This is a genomic window from Brenneria izadpanahii (assembly GCF_017569925.1).
Taxonomy (GTDB): Bacteria; Pseudomonadota; Gammaproteobacteria; order Enterobacterales; family Enterobacteriaceae; genus Brenneria; species Brenneria izadpanahii.
Window position 1 is genome coordinate 4,413,189 of record NZ_CP050854.1, and the last position, 13,351, is coordinate 4,426,539.

At 58.2% G+C, this 13,351-nt stretch carries 14 protein-coding genes; all 14 read right to left on the bottom strand.

Annotated features, from left to right (window positions below; genetic code table 11):
* Nucleotides 1-21: 21 nt before the first annotated feature.
* Nucleotides 22-624, bottom strand: a complete 603-nt coding sequence (locus tag HC231_RS19635) for a TadE/TadG family type IV pilus assembly protein (RefSeq protein ID WP_246494579.1) — start codon at nucleotides 622-624, stop codon at nucleotides 22-24.
* On the bottom strand, nucleotides 614-1,120 hold the full coding sequence (locus HC231_RS19640; RefSeq protein WP_425490565.1) for a TadE/TadG family type IV pilus assembly protein: 507 nt from the start codon (nucleotides 1,118-1,120) through the stop codon (nucleotides 614-616). Before HC231_RS19640 ends, HC231_RS19635 begins: the two co-directional genes overlap by 11 nt.
* On the bottom strand, nucleotides 1,120-1,983 hold the full coding sequence (locus HC231_RS19645) for a tetratricopeptide repeat protein (protein ID WP_208228374.1): 864 nt from the start codon (nucleotides 1,981-1,983) through the stop codon (nucleotides 1,120-1,122). The genes HC231_RS19640 and HC231_RS19645 overlap by 1 nt, the downstream gene beginning before the upstream one ends.
* A gap of 76 nt (nucleotides 1,984-2,059) precedes the next feature.
* On the bottom strand, nucleotides 2,060-3,022 hold the full coding sequence (locus HC231_RS19650; protein WP_208228375.1) for a type II secretion system F family protein: 963 nt from the start codon (nucleotides 3,020-3,022) through the stop codon (nucleotides 2,060-2,062).
* A 19-nt stretch (nucleotides 3,023-3,041) separates the two neighbouring features.
* Nucleotides 3,042-4,022 carry a type II secretion system F family protein gene (locus tag HC231_RS19655; RefSeq protein ID WP_208228376.1) on the bottom strand — a complete coding sequence of 327 codons (981 nt, stop codon included), beginning with the start codon at nucleotides 4,020-4,022 and terminating at the stop codon, nucleotides 3,042-3,044.
* 21 nt (nucleotides 4,023-4,043) lie between these two features.
* Nucleotides 4,044-5,441, bottom strand: coding sequence for a TadA family conjugal transfer-associated ATPase (locus HC231_RS19660; protein WP_208228377.1), 1,398 nt, complete (start codon nucleotides 5,439-5,441; stop codon nucleotides 4,044-4,046).
* Nucleotides 5,442-5,483: 42 nt separating this feature from the next.
* The gene (locus tag HC231_RS19665; RefSeq protein WP_208228378.1) at nucleotides 5,484-6,683 is read right to left on the bottom strand and encodes a CpaE/TadZ family protein; all 1,200 of its coding nucleotides are present in this window, start codon (nucleotides 6,681-6,683) and stop codon (nucleotides 5,484-5,486) included.
* A gap of 14 nt (nucleotides 6,684-6,697) precedes the next feature.
* Nucleotides 6,698-7,378 (bottom strand): CpaD family pilus assembly lipoprotein, encoded by a 681-nt coding sequence (locus HC231_RS19670; RefSeq protein ID WP_246494580.1) that lies wholly within the window; start codon nucleotides 7,376-7,378, stop codon nucleotides 6,698-6,700.
* Between the two features lie 24 nt (nucleotides 7,379-7,402).
* On the bottom strand, nucleotides 7,403-8,962 hold the full coding sequence (locus HC231_RS19675; RefSeq protein ID WP_246494581.1) for a type II and III secretion system protein family protein: 1,560 nt from the start codon (nucleotides 8,960-8,962) through the stop codon (nucleotides 7,403-7,405).
* An 82-nt stretch (nucleotides 8,963-9,044) separates the two neighbouring features.
* On the bottom strand, nucleotides 9,045-9,992 hold the full coding sequence (gene cpaB, locus HC231_RS19680) for a Flp pilus assembly protein CpaB (protein ID WP_208228379.1): 948 nt from the start codon (nucleotides 9,990-9,992) through the stop codon (nucleotides 9,045-9,047).
* Nucleotides 9,993-10,039: 47 nt separating this feature from the next.
* On the bottom strand, nucleotides 10,040-10,591 hold the full coding sequence (locus HC231_RS19685) for an A24 family peptidase (RefSeq protein ID WP_208231441.1): 552 nt from the start codon (nucleotides 10,589-10,591) through the stop codon (nucleotides 10,040-10,042).
* 8 nt (nucleotides 10,592-10,599) lie between these two features.
* Nucleotides 10,600-10,824, bottom strand: coding sequence for a Flp family type IVb pilin (locus HC231_RS19690; RefSeq protein WP_208228380.1), 225 nt, complete (start codon nucleotides 10,822-10,824; stop codon nucleotides 10,600-10,602).
* A 228-nt stretch (nucleotides 10,825-11,052) separates the two neighbouring features.
* Nucleotides 11,053-12,516 carry a sensor histidine kinase gene (locus tag HC231_RS19695; RefSeq protein WP_208228381.1) on the bottom strand — a complete coding sequence of 488 codons (1,464 nt, stop codon included), beginning with the start codon at nucleotides 12,514-12,516 and terminating at the stop codon, nucleotides 11,053-11,055.
* Nucleotides 12,494-13,204 (bottom strand): response regulator transcription factor, encoded by a 711-nt coding sequence (locus HC231_RS19700; RefSeq protein ID WP_208228382.1) that lies wholly within the window; start codon nucleotides 13,202-13,204, stop codon nucleotides 12,494-12,496. Before HC231_RS19700 ends, HC231_RS19695 begins: the two co-directional genes overlap by 23 nt.
* Nucleotides 13,205-13,351 lie beyond the last annotated feature (147 nt).

Consider the following 13,351-nt stretch of genomic DNA (forward strand, 5'->3'; position numbering starts at 1 on the left):
CGCCTCATCCAACGGCAAAGGCTACTCATCGTCGTCATCTTCCGGCATGCCCGCTTCCTGCATTAACGCGTCATCAAGCGCGATAACGCCCCTCGCCACGCGATTTACGGCGGTAACGTGCAGCAGATTGGTCAACGACAGCCCGCCAATCAGGCTGATGTCTTTACCTTCACGACACAGTTCCACCACCATCATCGAAATATCCTCGCTGCCGCTTGCCACATCCTTTTCCGGTAAATCGCCCGGATATTGCTCGCCGTACCCGACCAGATTGCCCGGACACAGCTCGCCCGAATTGCCGCGATTAAGCTGCCAATATACTTCCCCGGTTTGGCGCACGTTGCTGATAAGCAACTGATAATTAGTCGAAAGATCTTCCGGCGACACCACATCCAGCAGCCCTTGCAGCCCCTCTTCCGTCAGTTCCTGCTGCATCGCCAGAAGGGAGACGACGGCGCCGGCCCGCTGTTCCATCCGTTCCCGCTCCAGCCCCACGGTATAGATATCCGCGCACAGCGTTCCCAGCGCCAGCACAATGGGCAGCGCCAGCGCCGTCTCCACCGTGACGGAGGCCCGCCGGTCCGAACAGAAACGGCGGAGCCGCGATAACGCGTTACTCTTCACTGCGCAGCTCCGTGCCGAATACATGCTTGTACTGATAGCGGAAGGTGTCGCCCAACGTCAGCACTTCCGGCAGCGGGGTCAGGAACGCTTTTTTTATCTGTACCGTCACCGACCAGACGGGCAAGGTATTCACCTCGTCGGCGTCGTCTTCGTCGGTGGCGATCTCCAGCCCGCCAAGCTGACTCAGATTGTCGAAATGCAGAACGCTGACGGTTAAATCATCCTGTTGCAGATAGCCGTAAGCCGCGCTGACCATGCGTTCCTTCAGCCGCGTCGCCATCTGTTCGGCGCTGCCGGTGTTGAGATCGTCGAGACGGAAGCTCTGCACCGCCTTATCCAGCGCCGCGCTGCCGATGGCAATCACCAGGCCGATACGCGCCAGTTCGAACAGCATCATCACGCCGACCAAAACCACCGGCGCCAGGAACGCCACCTCTACGGCGATCGCGCCGCGCGCGCTACGCCAATCCAGATCGTTGCGCCGGAACATCTTCATCACTCGGGATTGCTAAGCTGCAAACGTTGACGGCTGGATAACAGCAGCATTTCGCCGCGGCTGTTATCCTGGCGCATCTGCTCCACGCGCCGGTTCAGCGTCTCCATCAATTCGTCAATGCGTTGCGGTTCGGCGATGGTCGCCAGCGTGCCGCGCGCCTCTTCCTGACGATCGTTGTAGAGATAAGCCAGCGCCAGATTCAGCTTGCCGCTTGGGTTGCCGTTATCCACCGATCGCAGCAGGCCGATGGCCTTATCCGCATCCCCGCTCACCAGCCAGGAGAGCGCCAAATTGTTCATGGCGGCCGTATCCGCCGGGTTGACTTGCAACGCTTTTTCGAACAGTTGACGCGCTTCGCCGTGCTTGCCGGCCGCATCCATCACCACGCCCATGCCGTTGAGCGCGCTCGCGTTATCCGGCTGCGCCTTCAGCGCGCAGGCGAAATCCTTCTGCGCCATCGCATGGCGGCCCAGCGCCAGTTGCGCGCGTCCCATGCCTAAACAAATCGCCAAGGCTTCCTGCGGTTTCATTTTGTCGCTATCGCCGCCCAGCGATTGCCGGGCGCGGCCGTACAGCTCCAGCGTTTGCTGCGGCGGACGTACCGCCGAAGCTACGCTGGCGTATTCCAATAGTTCGGCGCCGTTGAGTTCCCCGCGACCGTCGATACGGGCGTAGACTTCCGTCGCCGCTTCGATTCGCCCCTGATCGCGCAGTAAACGGGCCAGACGCAGCCCCTCGTCTTTGGTGCCTTTAATCGCCATCGAACTGCTGCATCCCGCCAGCATCACGCCCAACAGCAGCGCCAGCAACAGACGGCCGCCGCTCCGGCATCCGGCTTCCATTTTTTTCACCAGCCCAAACATGTTCGCAACTCCTCGGTAGCTTCTTTTTTTCTGCCTGAGATCCCCGCCGGCGCGGGGATGACGAATCCCGCCGCCGCTACTGCGTCAACAGGCGAATCACGCGCACCAGCGCCGGCGACGCCATAATGGCGACGATCGGCGGCAGGATCAGCGCCATCAACGGTACGCTAAGCTGCGCCGGCAATTTGCCCGCCTTCTCTTCCAGCCCCAGAATCAAGGTTTTACGGCTTTCATCCGCAATGGTGCGCAACGCCTGAGAAAGCGGCGTACCGTAACGTTCCGCCTGGATCAGCGTGGCGACCATGCTTTCGATTTCCGCGACCCGGGTTCTTTCCGCCAGATGCATCATCGCCAGCGTACGATCGGAAAGGATCTGCAGCTCGGTGGCGGTGTAGTGCAGCTCGTCAGCCATTTCCGGCGACGACAGCCCCAGCTCTTTCGATACCACCTGCAGAACGCGCCCGATCGGCAATCCGGCTTCGGCGCACACCACCATCAAATCCAGCGCGTCCGGCACGGCGCGGGCCAGCTTTTCGCCCCGGCCGGCGGCCCGCCATTTCAGCCACCATTCCGGCAGCATCGCGCCGACGAAAAAACCGATCAGCCCGGCGGCGACGCCCGTCAGGCCCAGCCGATCGGCGGGCGGCAGCCAGCCAAAAACCAACGCCGCGCCGCACAAAATCCCGGTTAAAAATTTCCCCATCACCAGCCAGCCCACCGCCTCGTTACGGCGAAAACCGGCCAGATCCAACAGGCGACGTAGGTTACGGCGATCCTTCTCCGATCCCGATAGCCGCTCGCCCTGCGCCGCCGCCGGCAGCAACAGCTTTTCCAGCCACGGCGGCATTTCCTTTCCCTGGCCGCGCAGGATATTCATCTCCTGCGCGGACGCGTCTATAGACGCGTCGGGCAAGTGCGCGCGCATCCGCTCCGCCAGCTGTTTATGCCGCCGCTGGCGTTGACGAAAAACGGCGAGGTACAGTCCGGAGCCAATCAGCCCCAGCGCCAGCAGTAATAAGGGATCGAACAGTCCGGTCATTTTGTTTTCTCTCCCGCCGTCAACTGATCCGCTTGACCATGAAGTGCGTCACCAACATGCCGAGCGTGACGCTGCACAGGGCGTAAATCAGCACCGTGGTTCCCACCGGATCGGAAAACAGAAAGCTGAAATCCGCGGGAGAACGCATATACAAATAAGCCAGGCAGCAGGGAAACAGCGCCGCCACAATCTTGGCGGACGCCCGCGCTTCCGACGTTTTCGACTGCACTTTAAGCTGCAGCTCGCGGCGAGCGCGCAGAGTGGCGGACAGCCGTTCCAGCGTTTCGCCCAACCGCCCGCCGGCTTCCTGGTTGATAATCAGGATCACCACGAAGAAACGGTATTCCGACATCGGCACCCTGCCCGCCGATGCCTGAATCACCTGACGCAGCGGGATCCCCAGCTTCAGCCAGTGATCGATGGTTTTAAATTCATTGGCCAACGGGCCGGTCAAATGTTCCGCCACCATCGCAAAGGTATTCGCCACCGGCACCCCCGCCCGACAGCTGCGGGTTATGGCGTCAATGGCCTCCGGCAGACTTTCGCGCAGCGCTTTCAGGTGCTTTTGCAGCGCGGAACGAAACAGCAACGTCCCGACGCCGATAAACAGCGACAGCGCGAAAACCGGCCCCAGCGTCAGCGGCAGCAGGGTTCTTTGTCCCAGCATCATGCCCAGCAGCAGGCTCGGCGCCGCCAGGATCAGCGCCCGCTGGCGCAGGTTTTTCTTCCAGCCGATAAACGCCAACTGCGACCAGATCCCGGCCAGCCAGCTTCCCACCAGCGGTACGTTCATCAACGGCGTTTTGATCTCATCGCGCAGAATGGAATCCGAGTCCTGCCGCTCCGGCTGCGGCTCCACCTCCGCTAAAATCCGCCGCCAGCGCTGTTCGCGCTGAGCGCGGCGCTGACGCGCCCTTTGCCAGCGATAAACGGCGAAGCACAGCAGCAGCACGCCGCAAAATACCAACAGCGTGATCAGATTCAGGCGTAACGGGGTCATCGGCGTCTCCTCTGCTCGTCGTCACGCATCAAACAGATGCGCTTTATCGCTGTAGAACTGCGGACGCGGGATATGCTGAACGTATTCCCCCGTCAGCATGCCCTGCGCATCCTTGCCCGTGATCTGGAAAGTGAACAGATCCTGTAGCTGGATCACTTCATTCTCCATGCCGCATACCTCGGTAATCGCTACCACGCGGCGAATCCCGTCGCGCATACGTTCGATCTGCACGATCAAATGCACGGCGCTGGCGATCTGGCGGCGGATCGCCATCAGCGGCAGCTGCATGTTGGCCATCATCACCATGTTTTCCAGACGCTGGATCGAATCACGCGAGGTATTGGCGTGAACGGTGCATAACGAGCCGTCGTGACCGGTATTCATCGCCTGCAACATGTCAAAACTTTCGCCGCCGCGCACTTCGCCGAGGATGATGCGATCGGGACGCATACGCAGGGCGTTGCGCACCAAATCGCGCTGGTCGACCCGGCCGGTGCCTTCGGCGCTGATGGGCCGGGTTTCCAGTCTGATCACATGCTCCTGCTGGAGTTGCAGCTCGGCGGCGTCTTCGATGGTGATAATGCGTTCGTCGCTGCCGATCTTTTGCGACAGGGCGTTCAGCAGCGTGGTTTTACCGGCCCCGGTGCCGCCGGACACAATCACATTAATCCGCGCCTGCATCGCCTTATTCAGCACGTCGGCCATGGCGTATGACATACAGCGGCTTTCCGCCAGCGCTTCCAGCGACAGATTGCGGCGCATGAATTTACGAATAGAAATGGTGGTGCCGTCGATCGCCAGCGGATAGGTGATCACGTTGACGCGGCTGCCGTCCGGCAGACGGGCATCCACCATCGGGCTGGCTTCATCGATACGGCGTCCCACCGCCGCCGCGATGCGCTGCGCGGTGTTGAAGACATGTTCTTCATCAATAAAGGTGATGGGAGAAAGCTCCAATTTGCCGAAACGTTCGACGAACACCTGATTGGCGCCGTTCACCAGAATATCGTTGACCGTATCGTCGGCCAGCAGCGGCTGGATCGGGCCGATGCCGGTCATCTCATCCAGCATTTCCGCGGCGATCGTCTCTTCTTCCTGCCGGGACAACTGCAAACGCTGCTCGTCGCAAATACGGCGGATCACCGTTTCGATCTGCACCAGCAATTTATCGCGCCCCATTATGGCGGCCTTGCCGGCATCGATCTGATCGTAGAGCTGGGCGCGGATCAAACGCCGCTGGCTGGTGCGATTATCCGTCTGCCGCGTGGCCGGCGTTGACGGCGCGGGCGCGCTCGCCGCGGACTGCGCGCGGCTTTCCGCCGCCGGACGCGCTTTTAGTTCGGTAACATTGGCGGCGGCCGGTTGCGGCGCACTTTTATGCGCCTCGCCTTTTTGCTGGTGATTTTTACGAATCAGCATAATCTGTTAACCCTTTGATAGAACAGGCGGCGCGGGAGAGCGTCACGCCCGTTTCAGCCAGCGCGCAAACCAGCGTTTTTCCGCCGGCTTGGCGCGCACGCCGCAGGCCAGATCGGCAAGCCGGCGCAGCCCTTGCTGAAAGGCCGGCGACGCGGCCGGATCCAGCGCTCCCAGCGCTAAACTTTGCGCCAGCGCGTGACCGGCGTTAGGCAGCACGGCATCGATTCTCCGGCCGGTAAAGTGCTCGAACTGTTCGCGGCTTAGCGGCGCCGCGCCGGCAAAACGGCTCTGGTTATGCACCAGCAACAGGCGCTGCCCTTCGCTTTCATCGCCGATTTCATGCAGTACGCGCCGGATATTGCGCGCGTCCTGCAACGTCAGTTCGGTCACGATGATGCGCAGATCCGCGTAGGTCAGCACATCCAGCGCCCCCGGCGGATAGCTGCTGGGCAAGTCCCAGATGACCTGATTAAACATGCGGCACAGCGCGCCGCCGAGATTCAGTACGTTATCCACGTCCACCGGATTCAGTTCGCCCAGTTCGGGTTTCTGCGCCAGCAGATGCAGACGGGGATCGACGCGCAGCATGGAGCGCTGCAACAGCCGGGTATCCAGTTCCTGCGTTTCCAACACCGCGGCCAGTCCGGCATCGGCGCTTTGTCCCAGCAACAACAGCTGATCGCCGTTACGGCGATCGAAGTCCACCAGCGCGACCGGCAGATGGCGTTCGCCGGACAGCAATCGGCTCAATCCCATGGCGACCGTGCTGCCGCCGCAGCCGCCGCCGGCGCTGACCACCGCGATAGTGCGTCCCATGCGGGCATATTCCGGCCCGGCCTGCTGGCCTTCGCATTTCGCCAGCGTCGCGGCCAGCAGATCCAGCGTGAACGGCTTTAGCAGATAGTCCACCACGCCCAGCTGCAACAGGGCGCGATACAGACCGACATCCTGCTCTTTGCCCGTAACGATCGCCTGCGTCGTCGGACCGCAGATGCTGAGCAACGCTTCCAGTTCAGGCAACGGCCAGTGGACGCCTTCCAAATCCACCAGCAGAATGCGCGGCGGAACATTCTGTTCGCACCACTTGCGCGCCGCGGCAATGCCGCCCATCATCACCGGAACATCCTGCTGTTTCAGGCGCTCAAGCTGATCGCGGAGATCGGCGGCGTCATCACCGGCGCGGACAAACGCCGCCAGCGGCGCGCTCTGCTCTTCGTTGTCAACCAGGGTAATTTCACTCATGGAATGCCACTCCCTTAGTCTTCAAAGTCGATATCGATAAGATCTTTCGCCTCATCGGACTGATAACGCTCAATACTGTTGACCGCCGCCACGCCGTCCGCGTCATCCAGGGTTTTCGCCTGAATCAAATCCCGCGGCTCCGCGACCATCATCGCCAGATTGTTTTGCGTCGCGCAGCCCAGATATCCCACGCCCTCAAACGGCTTCACCATCAGCAGATCGGGATCGTTCACCTGACAGCGGGTGGGTTTCACCGCCAACGCTTGCGAAATCACTTCCAGATCGCCGGACTGACCGCCGGCGGAAGAGGTTCGCATCAGTTTGACTTTCTGCGCATCGGCGCCGGCGTTCTTCAGTACGCTGGCCAGCCGTCCGGCCATTTGCTCGCCGCGAACGCTACGGGGAATCAGCGTCAATGTTTGTTTGGATAACCGCCCCTGATCTTTCAACATCACATTGAGCTGTTTAAGCGATTCCGGGGTAAAGCCCCGCCCGTTCGCCGCCACCTGTAGCGTGACCGCCAGCGAAGAGGGACGAACGTCGATCGTCGCCAGCGCCGGCTGCTCATAACGCTGCATACGCTGGCTGTTCACCGATTTATCGCCGCAGGCCGTCAGCAATAAACAGACGGCGCACAGCGTCAGTCGAAATAACGGACGGGCTGACGATTTCATTGCGTTGTTTCGGTTATTCATTTTTTCACCGTTTCATCATCAGGTTCAGTAGAGATAGCCCACCGCGCCGTAGCTTGGCATCACGGAGTCCAGCGTTTTGACGCCCTGCCCCGGCGTCTGAAGATCGCCCGCATTAACCGGCTCCACCACGTAGGCGGTGGCGATGATCACCAGTTCGGTTTCTTCATGACTTGCCGATTCGTTTTCAAAGGCGCGGCCGATAATCGGAATACTGCTTAACCCCGGCACGCCGGTAACCGTCTGACTGTTGGCGCTGCGCAGCATGCCCGCCAGCGCGAAGCTCTGCCCGCTGGCCAGTTCCACCGTGGTATCGGCGCGGCGCACGGTCAGCGCCGGAATGGTGGAGCCGCTTTCCAGCGTAACCGACCCCACCGACGTTAACTCGCTGACTTCCGGCGCAATATGCAGGCTGATGCGGTTGGCGGACAGCAGCGTCGGCGTCATGCGCAGGATCACGCCGTACGCTTTGTAATCGATATTGACGTTGTTGTTGGTGATCACCACCACCGGTACTTCACCGCCGGCGGCGAATGCGGCGGTTTCGCCCGACATGGCCGTCAAGTTCGGCTCCGCCAGCACGGAAGCCATGCCTTGTTTGTTCATCGCCGACAGCAATCCGCTGAGCGAACCCTCGCTGCCGCCGACGTTGGCGCCGAAGAAGCTGCTGCCGTCCGCGCCGGTAAACGCCCCGGTGCTGGAATCGAAAAAGCCGCTTAGCGTACCGGTGCCGAGGCCGAAGTTGGCGCTGCCCCGGTTAAGCGAGGCTTCCCAGTTGAAGCCGAGTTCGTGCGTCAGGTTGCGGGACACTTCCACCACCCGAACGCGAATGTTGATTTGCGAAGGGGTTTTTATTTTCAGCTGGTTGATGACCTTAGCGGATGATTCGCTGCTGCCGGGCAGCCCTTCGCCGCCGCCCCCGCCGCCGCCGGGCGCGGAGGCGGTCGACGCGACGATATAAGCCTGCACGCTATCGATAACGCGTTTGGCGTCCTGCGGCGTATCGACGCTGCCGCGCACAATCACCCCGCTGGGGATCCCCGCTTCCAGTTGGATATCCGCGTTGGGGAATTCCCGTTTCATGCGTTCGCTCAAGGCTTTCAGATCGTGTTCGGAAACGATGCGGATGGCGTTGATGACATTGCCGTTTTCATCCATGGCATACAGCGTGGTGGTCCCGACATTTTTGGCGTAGATAAACAGGTTGCCCGGCGAAGGCAGCTCGAAACTGGCGATTTCCGGATCGGCCACCAGTACACTGTCGGGCAGATCGCTCAGTTTTAATAAACGCCCCTGATGCACCGTCATGTGCACCACGTTGGTTTCCGCGACTTCGGAAATGCCCGCGGCTGACGCCATCGCGGGAAGCAACATCACAGCCAGCGCCGTTGAGATCAAAGCTCGCGCCGACAGGCGAACGCCCCTTGCGTTAATAAACCGTGTCCGCACGTCATCTGCTTCATCAGACGGCGCGGCGTTGCCGGAGAGGCCCGTCTTCGCGGGCATGACGGACCGGTCGGCGGCGTCAAACCACTTATCGGTAATCCGCAGAAAATTCGTTTTCAAAAACAGGGAAAACATCGTCATTTACTTAATTTCCGTAAGGAGCTTTATTTTCTCTATGAGCAACCGTCAGGTTATTCACTGGTTGACAGACTGGTGGTTCGTTCTACCGGGATGGGAACGTCAGTACATCTTTCTGCGCCCCGCGGTAGACCTTAACCTGATGGCCGCCGCTGGAGAGGCCGTTATAGATGCTGGTGCTCTGCGAGAGCGTGGTGACCCGCCGCGCCGCATCCTGGCGAAGATCTTCCTGTTCGTCCGGCGTTGAGCTGCGCAGCGCCAGATGCAGCATGCCGACCTCTTTCGCCACCGCCAGCACCTCGGCCTGTTCCGGCGTTACCTCCACCGTTACCGTCTGATAGCTGACGGAGCGCGTCCGGCTGTTGCCGGCAGCGGTGCGGCTTCGGCTGGTTGACTCTTCGGCGCTGTCTTCCTGCACCACATCCTGGCGGGGACGAACATCGGTATCGGTTTGATTATTCAGCGCCAGAACGCGTAAATCGCGCACGATGGTTTGTGACGCCAACAAAGGTAAAGCGACCGTTTGCGTACTGCTTGCCGGCAGTTCCGGCTGTTCGTCTTTTTTCAGACTGAGGATGATGTCGACCCGATCGCCCGCCGCCACCAGGCCCGCATTGCTGGCAACCGCATTGGTCGGAATCGAAATGGCGCGCATGCCTTTACGCAACACCGCGGCGACAAAGCCCGGCTCATTGGGCTTGACTACCACATTGCTGGTTAACGGCGTTCCCTCGGCGACCGTTTCGCGCAGCGTGGCGCCCAACAGCAGCGTTTGGCTATCTTTGCCGCGAATGAAGTTGAACGTGCGCGATACCGGCTCGTCGGTGACCTGCCAGCGTAATGAGGAAGAATCAAGAAAATCGCCGGGATGAAGGTCTTTCGCCGCCACCAGAACCGCGCTCCGTTCCGGCGCTTTTACCACCGCCTGCGGCGCCGGCGGCGGCGGAGACGACAAATGGCTTCGCACCATCAGCGCGACAATGCCTGCCAGGATCAAAGCGCCCGACAGTACGTATGTAGAGTTAACTTTCATTCAACCTGCCTACCTAAGCCGTGCATGCCTTAAAAACAGCTGCGGAATTAAAACAAGGGAAAAATCAGGACGTACGCCGCGCCGAACGCAATGGCGATACCGTAAGGAATGCCCTGCGAAAGATCGGCCGGCAACGCGGGCGGCATGGGTAACCGGCTTTTAAACATCCGGTTGATCATTTGAGTCCCCATGGCGGCCGCCGTCGGTACGGTATTGAGTAAAGGCAATCCCAGCGCCAGCACCCCTCCCGCCAACGCGGTGATCATGACGAAAACGATCTGGTGTCCGTGTCCCACCCACAGGCATAACACGCTCATCAGCTTTACATCCCCGGCGCCAAGCCTACCGGTGAGAAAAAGTAAAAAACCGACAATCAGCACCAGCGCCGCGCCCGGCAACGACCATAGCGCCTGCTGTAGTTTGTCCCGCTCAAAGGCGCCGGATTGCAGAACGTCCATTACGCTGAAAGCCAGCCATCCGGCCAATAAAATCAATACCGCCTGATTGGGGATCTTTCGTACCAGCAGATCGGCGCTGACGCACCACAACAGGCATCCCGCCAGTAATATCGTTTGCAGCCAGTGCGTGTAATACGCGATCACCAGACTTATTTCGCCGTCCCTGCCGTGCCGGATCCGCTGGTGCCGGATCCGGTGATCTGGTCGGCGATTTCACGGAATTTTTCATTCAGCGCCTGAACAAAAATACCGTCGCTGCCAAAAATAGCGCCGATCGCCGCCGCCATCGCCGCCGCCAGAATGCCGTACTCGATCGCCGTCACGCCGCTTTCGTCACGCAGGAAAGAACGCAATTTTTTTTTCATATTATTCATGGGGAAATCTCTTATCCGCAGCCAAGGGATCATGGCGAATCATGGCAGCCATGACGTTAACGCAACCAATAATGAGACTTATTATCAGGAACAACAAGAAGCAGAACATTAATATTTATTAATCTTTCTATACGAAAAATTATCATTAAAAATCAATTGGTAATACAATTACACACCAAGAATAATGATGATGATTCGCCGGTTTTTTACAGGGGAATTGGTACAGAGTTAACAACGCTTAAGGCATAGATAAACATTCAGCCCCGGATTGGCGGACTCAAGACAGAGCTTGCCGCCGTGCAGATCGGTAATCGCTTTCACCAATGATAAGCCCAGCCCATAGCCGGACTGCTGCGGCCCGGTATCGCTATTCAGCCGCTGAAAACGCTGTAGCGCTTTTTCGTGCTGCACCGCCGGAATGCCCGGCCCGCGATCGGCGACGCTCAGCGCGATCCACCCCTGGTATAATTTCACTCCCAGGGTGATATCTTTCCCCTGCGCGGCGTATTTCAGCGCATTTTCCACCAGATTGGCCAATGCCTGAAACAGCAGCGCCCGATCGCCGAACAGCTGGATGCCGGCCTTAATCTCTATCAGTAAACGGCAGCCGCGCTCCTCCGCCAATGGCTGGTAATATTCGATAACTTCCGCCAACAGTCGCCGCGCTTCAATCTGTTCAAACTGATGAATACAGCGCCCGCTCTCAATTTCACCGATGCGCATTACCGTGCGGAATAGCCCGAGAACCTTATGAACTTCCCCCACCGCAAGGTTTAATTCTTCCCGGATCTCGTCATCCAGACCGGCGCGCTCGGTCAGGTTAAACAGCCGGTTTTGCAGATGCGTCAACGGCGTACGCAGTTCGTGGGCGATGTGGCTGGAGGTGCTGCGCACCTGTTCCATCAGCCGTTCGATGCGTTCCAGATTCTGGTTGATATCCGCGCTCAGGCTGTCAAAGTCATCGCCATAGGGCGACAACGGCATCCTTACCTGCTGCTCTCCGGTGCTGTAGCGGTGCAGCGCCGTGCGAATCTGCTCGACGCTGCGTAAGCTGCGCAGGCTGAAATGACGGCTGATAAGCAGGCAGAACAACAGCACCACAAACAGCCCGGCGCCGGCCACCAGAGGAATGGTCCTAACCCGTTCGAGCATGGGGCGAATGTTGTAAGCCGTAAAAAATACGCCGCCGTCGCTCAGCATGACCGACAGACCAATCAGGTTTGGATCGTTTTTGCTGGAGAGAATATCTTTCAGACATGCCACGTCCATCTTACAGTGGGTGCGTTGCATATTTTTCAGCGGGTGGTTGTGATACAGAATATCGCCGCCTTTATTTATCACCAGAAATAGCGGCAATTCATCATTTTTGGCTTGATTATCCTGACGAAGTTGCGCAATCAGGCTATCGGTATTGGTAAAATGCGACTGCATGGAGTAATCATAAATATTACCCAGAATAACTTCACGGACATGGGTTCTGATTAAGGTTTCGCTTAATAAACTGAAGCCGACAATACTCATCAGCATCATTAATAAAAATAAAAAAACAATGGTGATCGCTTGCCTGAAATTAGCCGTGCAGACAAAACCAGGATATTGACTTGCCCCTACTAACTGCCAGTGTTTTATTTTTATCTGCCAGCGGCGCCCCAGCTTTTTTATTTTTATTTTATTCAGAGTAGCTGCCGACATCCGTTCTATCCTTATCAACAGAACCTAATGCATAGCCCATTGCCCTTAAGGTTTTAATTAACGGACGCGGGAAACCTTTATCAATTTTCGCCCGTAGCTTCGACATGTGGACGTCAATTAAATTGGTTTGCGGATCAAAGTGATATCCCCACACTCGTTCCAACAGCATGGTGCGGGTAATCGCCTGTCCGGGATTTTCCATCAGGATAATCAATAACTTGATTTCTTTATCCGTCAGTTCGATTCGCTGTCCGCCGCGCCAGGCGACCCGTTGCAGCCGGTCAAGCTGCAAATCCTCAAACGTCAGAATGGAGGAATTATCCGCATGGCGTTTACCGCGCCGCGCCATAATATCCAGGCGCAACCTTAATTCATTAAAATTAAACGGTTTACCAAGATAATCTTCCGCGCCGAGCTCCAATCCCATAACCCGATCGACATCCCGGTCTAATGCGGAAAGCAGCATAATCGGCGGATGACGCGATCCCTGTAATTCGCGCAATACGCTAAAGCCATCCATAATCGGCAGCATTCTATCCAGCAGCACGACATCATAGACTTCATCCTTTATTGCTTTTAATGCATGCTCGCCATCGTGAACCATACGACATGAATGACCATGTGAATGTAATTTAGAGCCTAACCAATGGCACAGAACGGAATCATCATCCACAACTAATACACGCATAACTTTCCCCTGCCAAATGTCACTATTCACATATTTAATTTATGGATAAAACCCATTTATTATTTCAGGCGGCCATAGCAGGCAGCGCCATTTCTCCACGCCAGCCGTCAGCGGCATGGGCAGAGTTATCACCCAAGCAATAGTTTG

What these genes read in the sequence shown, in the direction of transcription:
- HC231_RS19640 (WP_425490565.1), bottom strand. Translation starts at nt 1,120, where the DNA reads ATGAAGATGTTCCGGCGCAACGATCTGGATTGGCGTAGCGCGCGCGGC.
- HC231_RS19645 (WP_208228374.1), bottom strand. Translation starts at nt 1,983, where the DNA reads ATGTTTGGGCTGGTGAAAAAAATGGAAGCCGGATGCCGGAGCGGCGGC.
- HC231_RS19650 (WP_208228375.1), bottom strand. Translation starts at nt 3,022, where the DNA reads ATGACCGGACTGTTCGATCCCTTATTACTGCTGGCGCTGGGGCTGATT.
- HC231_RS19655 (WP_208228376.1), bottom strand. Translation starts at nt 4,022, where the DNA reads ATGACCCCGTTACGCCTGAATCTGATCACGCTGTTGGTATTTTGCGGC.
- HC231_RS19660 (WP_208228377.1), bottom strand. Translation starts at nt 5,441, where the DNA reads ATGCTGATTCGTAAAAATCACCAGCAAAAAGGCGAGGCGCATAAAAGT.
- HC231_RS19665 (WP_208228378.1), bottom strand. Translation starts at nt 6,683, where the DNA reads ATGAGTGAAATTACCCTGGTTGACAACGAAGAGCAGAGCGCGCCGCTG.
- HC231_RS19670 (WP_246494580.1), bottom strand. Translation starts at nt 7,378, where the DNA reads ATGAATAACCGAAACAACGCAATGAAATCGTCAGCCCGTCCGTTATTT.
- HC231_RS19675 (WP_246494581.1), bottom strand. Translation starts at nt 8,962, where the DNA reads ATGACGATGTTTTCCCTGTTTTTGAAAACGAATTTTCTGCGGATTACC.
- cpaB (WP_208228379.1), bottom strand. Translation starts at nt 9,992, where the DNA reads ATGAAAGTTAACTCTACATACGTACTGTCGGGCGCTTTGATCCTGGCA.
- HC231_RS19690 (WP_208228380.1), bottom strand. Translation starts at nt 10,824, where the DNA reads ATGAATAATATGAAAAAAAAATTGCGTTCTTTCCTGCGTGACGAAAGC.
- HC231_RS19695 (WP_208228381.1), bottom strand. Translation starts at nt 12,516, where the DNA reads ATGTCGGCAGCTACTCTGAATAAAATAAAAATAAAAAAGCTGGGGCGC.
- HC231_RS19700 (WP_208228382.1), bottom strand. Translation starts at nt 13,204, where the DNA reads ATGCGTGTATTAGTTGTGGATGATGATTCCGTTCTGTGCCATTGGTTA.